The organism is Micromonospora sp. NPDC005171, from assembly GCF_040608575.1.
Taxonomy (GTDB): domain Bacteria; phylum Actinomycetota; class Actinomycetes; order Mycobacteriales; family Micromonosporaceae; genus Micromonospora.
Genome location: NZ_JBEXIM010000050.1, coordinates 1 through 15366, shown reverse-complemented (window position 1 = coordinate 15366; position 15366 = coordinate 1). Strand labels below are relative to the sequence as shown.

Here is a 15366-nt window from a genome sequence, read left to right as displayed (position 1 = left end):
AGCGTACGTGCCGGGACGCCCGGCCCTCGCGCCCCGCGCCCGGGCTCAGGAGTCGAGGATTTCGCGCATCCGGTCGATCTCGACGGTCTGCTCGGTGGCGACGGAGTTGGCGAACTCGTTGAGCGTCAGGTCGGAGCCGACAGTGAGCAGTTGGGTGGCCAGCTCGATGGCGCCCTGGTGGTGCTCGGTCATCATCCGGACGAAGAGCCGGTCGAAGTCCGCGCCACGGACCGCGGCGAGCTGCCGCATCGCCTCGGGCGACTGCATGCCGCGCATGGTGCCGTGGTCGTGCCCCTGCATCTCCGCCGGGAGGCCACGGGTCTGCAGCCAGCCGCGCATCATGCCCATCTCCGGACCCTGGCTGGCCCGGATGCGCTCGGCGATGGCCCGGACGTCGGGGTCGGCGGCCCGGTCGGGGGCGAGTTCCGCCATCGCCAGGGCCTGCGCGTGGTGCGGGATCATCATCCGGACGAACCAGACGTCCAGCGAGTTGTGCGGGGCGGGGCCGACGTCGCGGACCTCGTGCGCCGGGCGGGTGGCCGCCGTCTCGCCCGGGCGGCCGGGCGCGATGACGGTCAGGTCGGTGGGGATGGGGCTGGCCGTCGGCGGCACGGCGGAGGTGGCGGGCGCGGAGACCGGCCGCGCGGCGTCCGTGCCGGTGTGGCCGTCGAGGCGGATCATCATGAACACCACCAGCGGCAACGCGAGAGCCAGTGTGACGATCGTCAGGGTGCGTGCGCGCCGGTTGGTCATGGGCCACTCCCTGCAGTCGAGGTCATCGCGATGCTATCCATTGAAGAACCTACTTTCATGTGATCCAGCTCACATCGACGTTCTTCGTCGGACGGTAACGTGTCAACCATCGTCTCCCCCTTGCGAAGGGCCCCGCCGATGATCAGACTCCACAAGCCACGGTTACGCCAACTGCGTGTCGTGGCGCTCGCCACAACCGGCCTCCTCGTCGCCAGCGCTCTCGCCGCCCCGGCGAGCAACGCCCAGACGGTGCCGCAGGCGGCTCCCGCCCCCGCGCTCACCAACACGATCCCCGGCGTCGACGAGATCGTGAGCAGCCCCAACCTGCGCCAGATCGCCAACGTGCCCAAGGTCGCCCCACTGGACGCGACAAACAGCGACATCGCCTTCCAGGGCAAGTACGCGTTCGCCGGCAACTACAACGGCTTCGTCATCTACGACATCTCGCGGCCCAGCGCCCCGACGGTCAAGGCCCGGGTGCTCTGCCCGGGGTCGCAGAACGACATCTCCATCCACGGTGACCTGCTCTTCCTCTCCACCGACTCGTCCCGCAGCGACGACTCCTGCAACAGCACCACGCAGGGAGCCGACGTGAAGGGCTCGTGGGAGGGCATCAAGGTCTTCGACATCAAGGACAAGGCCAACCCGCGCTACATCAAGTCCGTCGAGACGGCCTGCGGCTCACACACCCACACCCTGGTGCCGGGCAAGGACCGCAAGGCCGTCTACCTGTACGTCTCGTCGTACAGCCCGCGGGCCGAATTCCCGGACTGCCAGCCGCCGCACGACTCCATCTCCATCATCAAGGTACCGGTGAAGAAGCCGACCGACGCGGCCGTGGTCGCGACGCCGAACCTCTTCCCGGACGGTGGCTTCCCCGGCAGCCAGACCGGCTCGGCGACCACCGGTTGCCACGACATCACCGCCTACCCGTCGAAGGACCTGGCCGCCGGCGCCTGCATGGGTGACGGCATCCTGCTCGACATCAAGGACCGCGAGGCGCCCCGGGTCATCAACCGGGTCCGGGACGAGGTCAACTTCGCGTTCTGGCACTCGGCCACCTTCAACAACTCCGGCACCAAGGTGATCTTCACCGACGAGCTGGGTGGTGGCGGGGCGGCGACCTGTAACGAGACCGTCGGCCCGAACCGGGGCGCGGACGCCATCTACGACATCGCCGGCCGTGGCAACGCCCGGACGATGACCTTCCGTAGCTACTACAAGATCCCCCGGGCGAACGCCGACACCGAGAACTGCGTGGCGCACAACGGCTCGCTGATCCCGGTGCTCGGCAAGGACATCATGGTCCAGGCGTGGTACCAGGGTGGCATCTCGGTGTTCGACTTCACCGACTCGGCCAACCCGAAGGAGATCGCCTTCTGGGAGCGCGGCCCGCTCTCGGCCGACACGTTCGTCGGCGGTGGCACCTGGTCCGCGTACTACTACAACGGCCACATCTACTCCAACGACATGGTGAAGGGCCTGGACGTCCTGGAGCTGAACGACTGGCGTACCTGGTCGGCCAAGCTGACCCGCTACCCGGAGCTCAATGTGCAGACCCAGCCCAGCTACCTGGGCTGGTAGGCGCCGCGCACGCGACCGGGCCCGGTCCCCGATCTCCGGGGGCCGGGCCCGGCCCTGTTCGGGCAGGTCCGCCCGTCAGCCCGCGCTGGTGGGGCTGGTCACCCTGACGGCGCCAGCGCGGGCGGCAGACCCGCCACCGTGTCAACGTGGTCAGACGTGAAGCTTGCCGCCGTCGCACCGCCCGCCCCACCCGAGCCGACCACCCGCTGGCGGTCCCACCCGCTGGACCTGGTGGCGGTCGTCCTCGCCGTGGTCGGTGCGGCCTGCGCGCTGAGCGGGCTCATTCCCCGCGCGGAGACCACCGCCACACTGCACCGGATCCTGCCGCTGCTGCTCTTCCTCGGCACCGTGATCGTGCTCGCCGAGTTGACCGCCGTGGCCGGTGTGTTCGACGGCCTGGCCAGCCGACTGGCCATCGCCTCCCGGGGGATGTGGGCGGCGCTGTTCCTGCTCTGCGGCGGCCTCGCCACGCTGACCACCCTCGTGCTCAACCTCGACACCGCAGCAGTGCTGCTCACCCCGGTCCTGCTCGCGCTGGCCCGGAACCTGCGGATCCCGGCCGCCCCGCTCGCCGTCACCACGGTCTGGCTGGCGAACACCGCCAGCCTGCTGCTGCCGGTCTCCAACCTGACCAACCTGCTCGCCGCCGACCGGGTCGGGCTGGCGCCCCTGGCGTACGCGGCCCGAGTGGCCCTGCCGCAGCTCGCGGCGGTGGCGGTCACCATGGCGCTGCTCTGGTTTACCTGGTGGCGACGGGACCAACCGACCGGCGGGCGCTTCGTCCCGCCGGCCCCGCACATGCCACCCGACCCGGTGCTGCACCGCACCGCCCTCGCCGGCTGCCTGCTCTTCATCGCCGGGATCCTCGCCGGCGTGGAGATCGGTCTCGCCTCCACCGTCGCGCTGGCGCTGGTGCTGGTCGGGTTCGTCGTCCGCTCCCCCGCCACGCTGCGCCCGGGGCTGGTGCCGGTGCGCCTGCTGCTCTTCGTCACCGGCCTGTTCCTCGTGGTGCAGACCCTCGGTCGGCACGGGCTGGACGACCTGGTCGGCACGCTGCTCGGCACCGACGGTGGCGCGTTGGGCGCCCTGCGCGCCGGTGGCACCGGAGCGCTGCTGGCCAACGCGGTGAACAACCTGCCCGCCTACCTGGCCGGCGAGTCGGTGCTGCCGACCGGTGACCACACCCGCCTGCTGGCCCTGCTGATCGGCACCAACGTCGGCCCACTGGCCGCCCCCTGGGCGTCGCTTGCCACCCTGCTCTGGTTCGAGCGGTGCCGGGCCGCCGGGGTGGCGGTCCCGGTGACCCGGTTCGTGCTGACGAGCACCGTGCTCGCGGTCACCGGCACGCTCGGCGCGGTCGGCGCGCTGCTGCTGGTGACCTAGTGCCCGATCGGCGGCACGGCGGCCGGCTCAGTCCCGGTGCACGGCGACCTGAAGCTCGGTGACGCCCTTCTCCGGGGTGTCCGCGCAGTAGTCCAGGTAGACCTCCCGGGCGAAACCGTCGGTGCGGAAGCCGTTCTCCTCGATCCACCGGGCGAGCGCCTGCATGCTCGGCGCGACGTCGTCCATCGCACCGTGATGGATGATGGTCGCCGCGCTGCGCAGCTCCGGCAGGTCGCGCACCACGACGTCGGGAGCCGCGGCCGGCTCGGCGTCGACGAGCACTCCGGCGTGAACGACGACAGCGTCGCCGCCCGCGTCGGCGGGCTCGTACCAGGCGATGGCGGGCCCGGTCGGGTTGACGCCAGCGGCCGACAACCGCCGGAACAGCTCGGGGTAGAGCGGTTGGATCACCGGTCCGATGTCCTCGCCCTGGTAGCTGGCCGCGACGGCGGTCAGCTCCGCGACGCGGACCGGTGCGATCTCCTTGAGTACGACGTCCTGGGTGGTCATCCGACCCTCCGACTCGATCATTCGGAGCCTCGCCTCCACGGCAGCCAACCGGGCCGTGTCGGAGGCCAACTGCTCCGCCAGCTGGCTGCGGCGCAGCCGCAGCATGCCGCGCAGCTCGGCCACGTCGACGGCGTCGTCGACGATCGCGCGCACCTGTTCCAGGGTGAGGCCCAGCTCCTTGAGGGCGATCACCCGGTTGAGCCGACGCAGCTGGTCGGCGCGGTAGAAGCGGTAACTGGTGTGCGGGTCGACGCTGGCGGGGCGCAGCAGGCCGATGCTGTCGTAGTGGCGCAGCATCCGCACCGACACCCGGCCGAGTCTGGCGAAGTCTCCGATGGTGAACATGGTCCCCTCACACTCGTCCCTGACACCGTGTCAGAGTCAAGCGTGGCGTGCGGGGCGGCCGTCAGTGCCGGGCCGGACGCGGAGTGACCAGCCGACGGACCATCGGCGCCGCGTTCCACCTCGCCGCGCCGACCAGGTCGCGGGCGTGCTCCAGAACCGTGTAGTCGGGCCGGGTCATGCCGTCGGCGATGGCCCGGTCCAGGTCGTTGCCGCAGCGGCTGAGCACGGTGTCGAAGTCCCGACGGACCGGCTCCTGCAGGTCGTAGCCGAACGAGCGGTGCAGCCGGGCGAAGAGCGGCTTGTACAGCCGGACCCGCTCGTGCAACCCCGACGAGTACGACATCGGGTTCTTCGGACGGCGGACGATGTAGTCGGGCAGCACGTCGGCGAACGCCCGCCGGACGATCCACTTCTCCTGCCCGTGGCGCAGCTTCAGGTCCACCGGCAGCCGCATCGCAAGCTCCACCACGCTGAGGTCGAGGAACGGCACCCGGGCCTCCACCCCGTGTGCCATGGCGGCCCGGTCGACCCGCTGCAACTCGGTGCGGCACAGGTTGCGGATCCGGTGCAGGAACAGCCTGCGGGCCGCCACCGGGCTGACCTGGTGATACATCGGATACCCGCCGAACAGCTCATCGGAGCCGTCACCGGTCAGCACCACCTTGATCCCCAGGTCGCTGAGCCGCCGGAAGATCGGCACCGAGACGACAGCGTTGATGATGTCGCCGTACTCGGTCAGCTCCGAGATCCGGATGGCCTCGCGGACATCGGCGAGCCGGATGTCACGCGGACGCAGCTCGACCACCACGTGCGGCACGTCGAGGTCGGCGGCGAGCCGCCGGGCGTACGCCACGTCGGGGCTGTCCGCCACGCCGACGGTCACCGCGACGCAGTCCGGGTGGATGTCGCGCACCTGCCGCAGGGTCAACGAGCTGTCCAGACCACCGGAGAGCACCACCCCGACGGTCAGGTCGGTCTCCACCCGCATCCGGATGGCGTCGCTCAGCGCGGCGCGGACGAGCAGGGCGGCCTCGTCCGGGTCGTCGATGACCGGCAGGCCGTCACCGATGGTGAGCAGGTCGACGTACGGGCTCAGTCGTACGTGCCCGTCCGCCTCCGCCCAGCCGTGGTGCCCGGGTGGCACCTCGGCGATCGGGGCGCCGTGCCCGACGAGCGCCTTGACCTCGGAGGCGAGGTGCAGGCAGCCGGGCCGACGGGACCAGTACAGCGGCTTGACCCCGAGTGGGTCGCGGGCCAGGTACGCCCGGCCGGTGGCCCGTTCGACGACCGCGAAGGCGTACTCACCACGCAGCCGGGTCACCGCCGCCTCACCCCACTGCTGGAACGCGGCGAGCAGCACCTCGGTGTCGCTCTCCGTACGGAAGGCCTGCCCCAGGCGGGTCAGCTGCGCCCGCAACTCCCGGTAGTTGAAGATCTCGCCGTTGAAGCAGAGCAGCCACCGCTCGTCGGTCGACGTCCACGGCTGCACCGCCCGGTCCCGGTCCACGACGCGCAGCCGGCGGGTGCCGGCGAGCAGCCCGCTCTCGGACCGGGTCTCGGTGACCTCGCCGCGCGGGGCCAGGGCGGCGAGCATCCGCCGGAAGGTCGCCGGGTCGGCCTCGGGGCCGATGCTCAACGCGATGCCGCACACCGGCTCAGACCCCCATCTCGGCCTCGTACGCCCGGCGGAGGCGACGCCGGGCGGTGGGCGCGAGACACAGGTGCCAGGCCTGCCCCTCGTCGATGACGTTCAGCTCGCCAGCCTCCTGCCGGCTCAGCAGCAGCTCCGCCAGGGCGTCCCGCGCGCCGAAACGCTCGAACCAGGCCAGCTCGACGTCGACCGAGTAGCCGAGGCAGTGCCCGCTGGGCAACATCGCCGCGTAGCCCAGGCGGCGCAGCCGGTATTGATGCTCGGTGCTGCGGACCAGACTGGTCACCCACAGCGGCGGGGTGGCCGGCGGGGCGACGGCGGTGAACTCCCGTCCGATGTCGTTGAGCAGCGCCACCACCTCGCGCCGGGCGCGGCGGAACAGCAGCCCGGCGGTGCGCGGGGTGGCGTCGGGGCGCAGCCGGCGACGCAGCCCGCGCACGGCCCGGCCGAGTGTGGTGGCGGGTTGCTCCTGGTAGCGGAAGCGCAGCAGGTCGCGGCGGCGCAGCCACTCCAGGTCAACCAGTTCGGCGCTGCCGTTGACCTGGTCGTCGGTGACGAAGGTCGGGGCGTCCTGCCACCACAGCACGTCGATACGGGAGAGCAGGTAGATCCGGACCAGCGCGCTGAGGTCACCCGCCGAGGTGCGGTCGTTCGGCTGGTAGCGGGCCATCTCCAGCAGCAGCGTCTCGCGCGCGCCGATCAGCCCCTGCGGGGTGGCATCGAGGACCGCGGCGAGCGCCGGCTCCCGCAGCCGCTCGTCGATGAGCACCTGCCGGGCCCGGGTGCTCGCCGCGTCGGCCAGGGCGCCGACCTCGACAAGCAGTTCGGCGACGGCGGCCCGGTACGCGGCCAGGTCGGGCGCGGGGGCCGGAACCCGGCGGGGGCTCGCGCCGGAGGGTCGGCGGCGGGCCGGGGCGGTGGGCGACGGAGGCGAACCGGGCTGCTGTCCCGGGCTACGGCTGGGCACTCGCATGACGGGTCCCTCTCTCCGGTCACGGCACTGGGTGGTTCGCCCTGAAACCCACCGTAATCATCGGGACCGGGACCGGACCGAACATTTCTCCTATCTCCCCCCTAACGGAGCGTGGACGTCGCACCCGGCAGTCAGTCGCCGTCCGTCGGTACCAGGGTCTGCACCTCGGCGTACGACGGCAGTCCCGCCGGTGTGGTGGGCCCGCCGTCGCGGACGGCGTCGGCGGCGGCGAGCGCGGCGCCCAGCGCGGCCCGGAACAGGAGCGAGCCGGTGCTGACCCGGGCCACCCCGGCGGCGCCGAACTCGGCCAGCCCCGGGCCACCCGGCTGGTAGAGCGCGTTCACCGGAGCGTCGATCCGTTCGGTGAGGACGCGCAGCGTGGCCAGGTCGACAGTCCCGGGCGCGAATATCCCGTCGGCGCCGGCCACCCGGTAGGCACGAGCGCGAGCGAGGGTCTGCGGCAGTGGGTCGTCCACCCCGAGCCACCAGGTATCGGTACGGGCGTTGACGAACAGCTCCGGCACCGCCGCCTTCACTGCCGCGACCTTGGCAGCGGTGACCTCGGTGTCGGCGAGGGTGCCATCGGCGCGCCCGTCCTCCAGGTTGATCCCGACCACGCCGAGGCCGGCCAACTCCGCCACGTACTCGGCGACCTCCGCCGGGTCGTCGCTGAACCCGGCCTCCACGTCCACGCTGAGCAGCACCGGCAGCCGAGCCAGCCGGCGGGCCAGGGTGAGGGTCTCCGCCGCGGTGGCCGCCGCGCCGTCGGGGAGGCCGGCGGTCGCGGCGACCCCGAGGCTTGTGGTGCCGATGGCCGGATAGCCACGCGCGGCGAGCGCCGCCGCCGAGGCGTGGTCCCACGCGTTGGGCAACAGCAGGGGGCGGCCGGGGCGGTGCAGGGCGTGGAACGCGGCACGACGTTCGATCATCGGACGCTCACCTCCAGAGTTGTCGGCACCCGCAGGGTCGGGTGCGGCTCGTGGCGTAACGGGTTCGGGCCGCGCCGGCAGCGTGCCCGCAGCACGTCGAGAACTCCGGTGGCCAGCGCCAGGGCGTGCCGGTCGCCGGGACAACCCCGCTCCCCCGTCCCGAAGGTCACCAGCCCGGCACCGGGCCGACCGGGCTGGAACATCGCCGGTTCGGTGAACGCCTGCGGGTCGCGGTTGGCCGCGTCGAAGCGCAGCAGCACGGGGCTACCCGCCGGCAGTTCCCGCCCGCCCAGCCGTACCCCGTGAACGGTGACCCGTCGGGTGGCCCGGACCGGCGGGTCGAGGCGCAGCACCTCGGCCAGCAGGTCGGCGGTCGGTGTCGTGGCCGCCGCTCGCGGGGCGGCCGGGGGCAGCAGGTGATGGGCAGCGGCGCCGATCAGGCCGGCGGTCGCGTCGCACGCCTGGACCAGCAGACCGATCAGGTTCGCCCGTACCACCGGCGGACCGTCCGGGGCGAGCGCCAGCAGCGCCGCCACCGCCCGGTCGGCCCGCGCGGTCAACGCCGGGTCCACCCCCGGGTGGTACGCCGCCGCGACGACCGTAACCGCCGTCCCGGCGGCTGCCGGATCAGCGAAACCGAGGCGATCGGCCAACGCCCGCAGCGGCACCGGCCGGGCCACTTCCCGCATCACGTCGACACGGTCGCCGGCGCGGTCGAGAGCGGCCCCGGTCAGCCGTGCCGCGTCGTGTCGCAGGTCGTCCGGGTTCACTGAGATCAGCGCCGCCACCACGACGGCCCGACGCTCGGCGTGCCGCGGCGGTGGACTGAACCGGCTGACTGTGGCGCGCAACCAGGCGAGGGTGCCGGGCGGACCGGTGTCGACGGCCGGCACCTGGAACGCCGGGTCGGTCAGCGCCGCTCGCACGTCGGCGTGCCGGGTCACCGTCCAACCGCGCTCCGGTTCGAACGAGGGCGGTCCACACTCGGGTGTCCCGGAGGCGGGCGCGATGACGGGCCAGTTGTCGGTCACCGCCCGACCGTAGGGCCCGAACCTTTCGCCCCGCACCGAACGATCCCCCGGCGCGGCCGCGTCCCGCGACTCGGTGCGCGAACGGCTGCACCTGCCGGTCAGGCGCGGCCGCTCGTGGGCGGCGAGGCTACCGGCGGGTCGAGGGCGTCTTCGGGGATGGCCAGGGCCGTGGCCAGGCCAGGGCGGCCGGTGAGAGTGAGACGGACGGCGCGGCCGGTGCCCGGGCTGATCCAGCCGAGGTCGGTGAAGCGGCGGCAGAGCGCCGCGCCGAGCGCTCCGGCCAGGTGCGGGCGGCGTTCGGTCCAGTCCAGGCAGTCACGGACCACCGGGCGGCGGGCGGCGCGCAGCACGTCCACTGGTACGCCCAACCTGGCCGCCCAGGCCCACCCGTCGGGCGTCAGCGCCAACCCGCTGGACCGGTCGAGCCGGCGCTCGGCCAGAAGCGCGTCGTACATCAGCACGCCGAGCCGCCCGGCGAGGTGGTCGTAGCAGGTCCGGGCGTACGCCAGGGAGGCGGTGGCGGTCGCCGCGCGCAGCGACCCGGTCGGTGCGGGCGCCGCCGGGGCGTGCCCGGCCAGGTCCTCGATCAGCTGGGCCACCGACGGCCCGGCCAGCCGCAGGTAGCGGTGCCGGCCCTGCCGTTCCTCGACGAGCAGCCCACCGCGGACGAGTCGGGTGAGGTGGTCGCTGGCCGTCGACGGGGCGACGCCGGCGCGCCGGGCCAGCTCACCGGCGGTCCACGCCCGTCCGTCGAGCAGGGCCAGGCACATGCCGGCGCGGGTGCCGTCGGCCAGCAGGGCCGCCAGCTCGGCCATCCCCCGACCATCGACGCCCACGCTCACCGCCTCAGTCTAGGACGGGTCGTCGGCCGCGCCCGGTCAGCGGGGTCACCGTCCGGTCCGTGCCGTCGTAGCTGCGGGCGGCGTCGAAGTAGCCCGTCGGTCGCTGCCCACCGGCGACGGCACGAGCCAGCCGCAGGTCCGCGTTGCGGAACCGCAGGGCCAGGCTCAGGTGCGGCACCCACGTGTCGGGCGCGTGCCACGGGCGGTGACCGTCGGCCCCGGCGAGGACGTCCCAGACGGCGGCGTGCAGCGCGGTCAGTGCCGGATCGGGTCGGACGAGCCAGACCAGCGGGGCGCTGCCGTCGAGGACGACGACCCGGTCGAGCGTCACCGGCACCGGCAGCGCGGCGTCGAACAGGTTGGCCAGGCGGTGCTCGGCCCCGGGCGGGAACTCGTCGACGGCGGCGAGGGTGAGGTGCGGCCGGTTGGTCGGATGGACGTTGCGGGCCAGGCTGGGCAACCCGGCGGCGGCCAGCCGACCCCAGACCGCCCGGACCGCGACCTCCAGGCCGGGCGAGCAGACCAGTTCCACAGTGCGCACCCGCCCACGCTAGTCGGACGGTCCGCGCCACCCCTACCGGTCGGGGCCTTCACGCCGGTCAGAGCCAGCCGTTGTCCCGGGCGGTGCGCACCGCCTCGGCCCGGTCGGCGGCGCCGAGCTTCTGCACGGCGGCCGAGAGATGGTTACGAACGGTGCCGGTGGACAGGTGCACCCGGCGGGCGATCACCGCGACCGGGGCACCGACCTCGGCCAGCCGGAGCGTCTCCAGTTCCCGAGGGGTCAGCGGACACGGGGGCAGGGTCAGCGCGTCGGCGGCCAGCGACGGGTCGACGTAGCGCCCTCCGGTGTGCACCCGGCGGATCACGTCGGCGAGCGCCCAACCCGGGGAGCCCTTGGGCAGGAACCCTCGGGCGCCGGCGGTCAGCGCCTGGCGCAGGTGCCCGGGGCGACCGTGCCCGGTCAGCACGACCACCGCGCAGTCGGGTCGAACCCGGGTCAGCTCGGCGGCCACCGCGATGCCGTCCAGGCCGGGCATCTCCAGGTCCACCACTGCCACGTCCGGGCGGTGCGCCAGTGCCGCGGTGACGGCTGCCGGCCCGTCGGCGGCGTGCGCCACCACCTCGATGTCCGATTCCAGGTCGAGCAGCGCGGCGACGGCGACCCGGATCAGGTCCTCGTCGTCGGCGAGCAGGACGCGGATCACGACGGCGCCGGCACTGTGGCTTCGAGGGTGAAGATCGCGCCCTCCCGGCGTACCCGCAAATCGCCCCCGGCGGCGGCGAGCCGGTCGGCCAGTCCACGCAGGCCGTGGCTGTGCGCGTCCGGGCCACGGCCGTCGGCGCCGTCGTTGGCCACCGTCATCCTGGCCACGTCATCCTCCCGATCGATGCGGATCCGGCACCAGTCGGCCCGGCTGTGCCGCAGCACGTTGGTGCTCGCCTCGCGCAGCACCGCCGCCAGCTCGATGGCGGCGGGCTGCGGCAGGTCCGCCGGTGGCGGCACGACAGTGCACCGCACCCCGCAGGAGCGCAGCACCCCCACCACCGCGGTGAGTTGTTCGTCGAGGTCGACGGCCCGGTAGCCGTGCACGGTCTCCCGTACCTCACTCAGCGCCGAGGCGGCCAGGCGTTGCACCTCGGCGGCTTCCCGCCCGGCCCGGTCCGGGTCGACCGGGGCGAGCCGGGCGGCCAGTTCGGCCTTCAACGCGATCACCGTGAGGCGATGCCCCAGCACGTCGTGCACGTCGCGGGCGAAACGCAGCCGCTCCTCGGCGGCGGCCAGCCGGGCCTGGGCGGCCTGGCCCTGCCGGGCCTCCACGAGCAGGCCCCAGAACCAGACCTGAAACCCGTTGACAGCGGCGACGCCCACGCCGATCCCACCGGTCACCGCGAGGTGGCGCGCAACGGAGCCGCCGGTCCACCACGCCACCGCGACCGCCACCGCCAGGACACCGACCGCCACCGCCAGCCCGGCCCGCCACCGCACCAGCAGCGGTGTCATGCCGATCAGTGCCGCACCGAGCCAGGCCCACGTCGGCCACCTGCCGGCCGCCACCGGACCCACCAGCGGAACGGTGAGCACCGCCACCGCGACCAGGCTCAGCTCGGCCCGACGCCGCCAGCGCCTGTCCAGCCACGGCGTCACCGCCGCGTACAGGACGACGGTCTGGGCGACCACGAAGGCGAGGATGCCGACCGCGCCGAGCGCCACCCGGCCCGGGTCGGGCTCGCGGGTGAGGCCGACCGCGGGCAACAGGACGCTCGCCCAGACACCGGTGGCAAGCGACACCAGCGTCGCCTGCCGGGCGCGGCGCAGCCGACGGTCCGCCCGCGGAGTCACCGCCTCGCTCGCCACGCACCGATCCTAGGACCGTCCCCGGCACGGTCCACCCGTGCGAACTGTCACGGTTGGACCGTGCGGCACGCACGGTTTTCCGGTGACGATCGGGTCTGCCGGTCACACCGGGGGCACCGGCAGGGTCGAGGCATGGAAAACACCCGGATGTACGCGGACAGCGCCACCGCCGTACCGTCGCCCGCGCCCCTGCCCACCGTCGACCCGGCGCCCTCCGACCCGACAGCGACCACCGCGGCCCCGACCACCGCGGCCCCGACCACCGCGACCCCGGCCGGCAGCAGGCGGCGGCTGCTGTGGCACCTGGGCGAGATGGCGCTGGCGATGATCGCCGGGATGCTGCTGCTCGGGCCGTTGTGGGACCTGGCCGGCGCGGCGCTGGGCGTCGGCGACGCGCTGGCCCGGCCGGAGGTAGCCGCACTGGTGATGGCCACGAACATGACAGTCGGGATGACGGTGGGGATGCGCTACCGGGCGCACCGCTGGCATGCGGTCGGCGAGATGGCCGCCGCGATGTACGTCCCGTTCCTGCTGCTACTCGTGCCGTTTCGAACCGGCCTGATCGACGCCGACGCGCTGCTGCTCGGCGGTCACCTGCTGATGATTCCCGCGATGGTGCTGGTGGCGGTCCGACACCGGCACGAGGCGTCGGCGCCGGTACGCCGACACCGGGTCGTAGTGGCGCTCGCCCACCGCTGGCCGGCCGGGTTGGCGCTGCTGATGACCGTGGACATGTGGGTCGACCCGAGCGTGCTCAGCCCGTGGACGATGCTGGTGCTGCCCGGCGGCTACCTGCTGATCGGCATCGCCCGCCGCACGCTGGGCGGGCCGGGCGTGCTCGCCACCCAACTCGCCGGTCTGGCCGTCTGGGTCACCCTGACGCTGGTCGCGGTGATGGCCGGCGGGCGGACCGCCGCCTGGCTGGTGGCGTTCGGGTGGTTGGCGCACGCCGGTTGGGACCTGGCGCACCACCGCAGCGGCCGGGTGGTGCCGCGCGGCTACGCCGAGTTCTGCGTGGTGCTCGACGTGGCCCTCGCCGCGGTGATGGTGCTGGCCATCCTGACCACCGACGCCTGATCGAGGCCGCCACCGGGTTCGCGGAACAGCCGCAGCACGGGCACGGGGACAGCTCTTGTGGCGGTCGCCGCAACGGCCCGGACGGCGTGATGAAAGGCTTGGCACATGAGTTCCGCACCTGCACAGCACGACGCACCGATTGACGCCACCCCCGACGGCACCGACGAGGTGAGCGCCTTCACCGAGCTCGGGCTGCGCGCCGAGCTGCTGGGCGCGCTCGCCGCCCTCGGGTACGAGGAGCCGACCCCCATCCAGCGGGAGGCTATCCCACCGCTGTTGGAGGGTCGGGACCTGCTGGGTCAGGCGGCGACCGGCACCGGCAAGACGGCGGCGTTCGCGCTGCCACTGCTGAACCTCATGGCGGCGCACCGTCAGGGCGGCGACCCGGTGGCGCTGGTGCTGGTGCCGACCCGGGAGCTGGCGGTGCAGGTCTCCGAGGCGTTCCACCGCTACGGCAAGGACCTGGGCGCGCGGGTGCTGCCGATCTACGGTGGGCAGCCGATTGGCCGGCAGCTACGGGCACTGGACAGCGGCGTCGACGTGGTGGTGGCCACCCCGGGGCGGGCCCTCGATCACATCGCCCGGGGCACCCTGCGCCTCGGTGGGTTGGCCACGGTGGTGCTCGACGAGGCCGACGAGATGCTCGACATGGGCTTCGCCGAGGACATCGAGGCGATCCTGGAGCACGCTCCGGCGCAGCGTCAGACGGTGCTCTTCTCGGCCACCATGCCGTCGCGCATCGACGGGATGGCCCGCCAGCACCTGCGGGAGCCGGTGCGGATCGAGATCGGCCGGGAGCAGCCGGTCGCCGGTGAGGCCCCCCGGGTGCGGCAGAGCGCGTACATCGTGACCCGGGCGCACAAGCCGGCCGCGCTGGGTCGGGTGTTGGACGTGGAGTCCCCGACCGCGGCGATCGTGTTCTGCCGCAGCCGGGAAGAGGTCGACCGGTTGACTGAGACGATGAACGGTCGGGGCTACCGCTCCGAGGCGCTGCACGGTGGCATGAGCCAGGAGCAGCGCGACCGGGTCATGGGCCGGCTGCGGGCGGGCACCGCCGACCTGTTGGTGGCCACCGACGTGGCGGCCCGGGGGCTGGACGTCGAGCAGCTGACCCACGTCGTCAACTACGACGTGCCGTCCGCCCCGGAGTCGTACGTGCACCGAATCGGTCGGGTGGGTCGGGCTGGCCGCGAGGGCGTGGCGATCACGCTCGCCGAGCCGCGTGAGCACCGGATGCTCAAGACCATCGAGCGGGTGACCGGCCAGCGGATCACCATCGACAAGATCCCCACCGTGGCCGACATGCGCACCCGGCGGCTGGAGCTGACCCAGGCGGCCCTGCGCGAGAGCCTGCTGGAGGACGACCTCGACCCGTTCCGGGTGATCGTGGAGACGCTGACCGACGAGTTCGACCTGATGGAGGTCGCCCTCGCCGCCGTGAAGCTGGCCCACGAGGTGACGTCGCCGGGCTCCGACGACGAGGAGGAGATCCCGCAGGTTCCGGTCCGCGGGCCGCGCGAGGGTCGACCGGAGACCGGCGGCCGGGGCGGCGACCGGCGAGGCGGGGGCCGGCCACGCCCCGGCGGTGGCAACACCGTCCAGGTCTTCGTCGGCCTGGGTCGACGTGCCGGGGTGCGCCCGCAGGATCTGGTCGGTGCGATCACCGGGGAGACCGGCATCCGCGGCCGGGACATCGGCTCGATCGAGATCGCCGACCGATTCTCGCTGGTGGAGGTGCCGCAGGGGGTGGCCGACGAGGTCATCTCCGGGTTGCGGCAGAGCACCATCAAGGGCCGCAAGGCCACCGTCCGCCGGGATCGCGGCGGCGACGACCGCTGAGCCCGCCGTCGGCGACCTGTTGCAGGGCCAGCGCGACCTCGGCGAGGTCTGCCGCATGATCATGACGGAGGTGACCCCGCTGGTCGACGCCCA

At 73.3% G+C, this 15366-nt stretch carries 14 protein-coding genes; 4 read left to right on the top strand and 10 right to left on the bottom strand.

Annotation, left to right across the window (positions count from 1 at the left end):
- Positions 1-45: 45 nt before the first annotated feature.
- Complete coding sequence (locus ABZU74_RS31125) at positions 46-753, bottom strand: DUF305 domain-containing protein (protein WP_355431407.1); 708 nt, start codon at positions 751-753, stop codon at positions 46-48.
- Between the two features lie 138 nt (positions 754-891).
- Between ABZU74_RS31125 and ABZU74_RS31120 the strand changes: the two genes are divergently transcribed.
- Together ABZU74_RS31120 and ABZU74_RS31115 are read left to right on the top strand one after the other, a co-directional pair.
- Entirely contained in the window at positions 892-2337 is a 1446-nt protein-coding gene (locus tag ABZU74_RS31120; protein WP_355431404.1) for a hypothetical protein, read from the top strand.
- 156 nt (positions 2338-2493) lie between these two features.
- The gene (locus ABZU74_RS31115; RefSeq protein WP_355431402.1) at positions 2494-3720 is read left to right on the top strand and encodes an SLC13 family permease; all 1227 of its coding nucleotides are present in this window, start codon (positions 2494-2496) and stop codon (positions 3718-3720) included.
- 27 nt (positions 3721-3747) lie between these two features.
- Here the strand turns inward: ABZU74_RS31115 and ABZU74_RS31110 are convergent, their stop codons facing one another.
- The 9 genes from ABZU74_RS31110 to ABZU74_RS31070 form a co-directional block, all read right to left on the bottom strand.
- The gene (locus tag ABZU74_RS31110) at positions 3748-4575 is read right to left on the bottom strand and encodes a MerR family transcriptional regulator (RefSeq protein ID WP_355431399.1); all 828 of its coding nucleotides are present in this window, start codon (positions 4573-4575) and stop codon (positions 3748-3750) included.
- A 61-nt stretch (positions 4576-4636) separates the two neighbouring features.
- Positions 4637-6226 carry an asparagine synthase-related protein gene (locus tag ABZU74_RS31105; protein ID WP_355431397.1) on the bottom strand — a complete coding sequence of 530 codons (1590 nt, stop codon included), beginning with the start codon at positions 6224-6226 and terminating at the stop codon, positions 4637-4639.
- Between the two features lie 4 nt (positions 6227-6230).
- On the bottom strand, positions 6231-7199 hold the full coding sequence (locus ABZU74_RS31100; protein ID WP_355431394.1) for a DUF5715 family protein: 969 nt from the start codon (positions 7197-7199) through the stop codon (positions 6231-6233).
- Positions 7200-7330: 131 nt separating this feature from the next.
- Positions 7331-8128, bottom strand: coding sequence for an isocitrate lyase/phosphoenolpyruvate mutase family protein (locus ABZU74_RS31095; RefSeq protein WP_355431391.1), 798 nt, complete (start codon positions 8126-8128; stop codon positions 7331-7333).
- Positions 8125-9159 (bottom strand): cytochrome P450, encoded by a 1035-nt coding sequence (locus ABZU74_RS31090; protein ID WP_355431388.1) that lies wholly within the window; start codon positions 9157-9159, stop codon positions 8125-8127. The genes ABZU74_RS31095 and ABZU74_RS31090 overlap by 4 nt, the downstream gene beginning before the upstream one ends.
- A 98-nt stretch (positions 9160-9257) precedes the next feature.
- Positions 9258-10001, bottom strand: a complete 744-nt coding sequence (locus tag ABZU74_RS31085) for a winged helix-turn-helix domain-containing protein (RefSeq protein WP_355431385.1) — start codon at positions 9999-10001, stop codon at positions 9258-9260.
- A 4-nt stretch (positions 10002-10005) separates the two neighbouring features.
- Positions 10006-10542, bottom strand: a complete 537-nt coding sequence (locus ABZU74_RS31080) for a 2'-5' RNA ligase family protein (protein ID WP_355431382.1) — start codon at positions 10540-10542, stop codon at positions 10006-10008.
- A gap of 58 nt (positions 10543-10600) precedes the next feature.
- Entirely contained in the window at positions 10601-11206 is a 606-nt protein-coding gene (locus ABZU74_RS31075) for a response regulator transcription factor (protein WP_355431379.1), read from the bottom strand.
- Complete coding sequence (locus ABZU74_RS31070; RefSeq protein ID WP_355431376.1) at positions 11203-12357, bottom strand: histidine kinase; 1155 nt, start codon at positions 12355-12357, stop codon at positions 11203-11205. The genes ABZU74_RS31075 and ABZU74_RS31070 overlap by 4 nt, the downstream gene beginning before the upstream one ends.
- A gap of 132 nt (positions 12358-12489) precedes the next feature.
- On the opposite strand from ABZU74_RS31070, the gene ABZU74_RS31065 reads away from it, so the two are divergent.
- Together ABZU74_RS31065 and ABZU74_RS31060 are read left to right on the top strand one after the other, a co-directional pair.
- Positions 12490-13434 carry a hypothetical protein gene (locus ABZU74_RS31065; RefSeq protein ID WP_355431373.1) on the top strand — a complete coding sequence of 315 codons (945 nt, stop codon included), beginning with the start codon at positions 12490-12492 and terminating at the stop codon, positions 13432-13434.
- A gap of 105 nt (positions 13435-13539) precedes the next feature.
- Entirely contained in the window at positions 13540-15273 is a 1734-nt protein-coding gene (locus ABZU74_RS31060) for a DEAD/DEAH box helicase (RefSeq protein ID WP_355431370.1), read from the top strand.
- Positions 15274-15366 lie beyond the last annotated feature (93 nt).

What these genes read in the sequence shown, in the direction of transcription:
- ABZU74_RS31065 (WP_355431373.1), top strand. Translation starts at nt 12,490, where the DNA reads ATGGAAAACACCCGGATGTACGCGGACAGCGCCACCGCCGTACCGTCG.
- ABZU74_RS31100 (WP_355431394.1), bottom strand. Translation starts at nt 7,199, where the DNA reads ATGCGAGTGCCCAGCCGTAGCCCGGGACAGCAGCCCGGTTCGCCTCCG.
- ABZU74_RS31120 (WP_355431404.1), top strand. Translation starts at nt 892, where the DNA reads ATGATCAGACTCCACAAGCCACGGTTACGCCAACTGCGTGTCGTGGCG.
- ABZU74_RS31095 (WP_355431391.1), bottom strand. Translation starts at nt 8,128, where the DNA reads ATGATCGAACGTCGTGCCGCGTTCCACGCCCTGCACCGCCCCGGCCGC.
- ABZU74_RS31060 (WP_355431370.1), top strand. Translation starts at nt 13,540, where the DNA reads ATGAGTTCCGCACCTGCACAGCACGACGCACCGATTGACGCCACCCCC.
- ABZU74_RS31125 (WP_355431407.1), bottom strand. Translation starts at nt 753, where the DNA reads ATGACCAACCGGCGCGCACGCACCCTGACGATCGTCACACTGGCTCTC.
- ABZU74_RS31110 (WP_355431399.1), bottom strand. Translation starts at nt 4,575, where the DNA reads ATGTTCACCATCGGAGACTTCGCCAGACTCGGCCGGGTGTCGGTGCGG.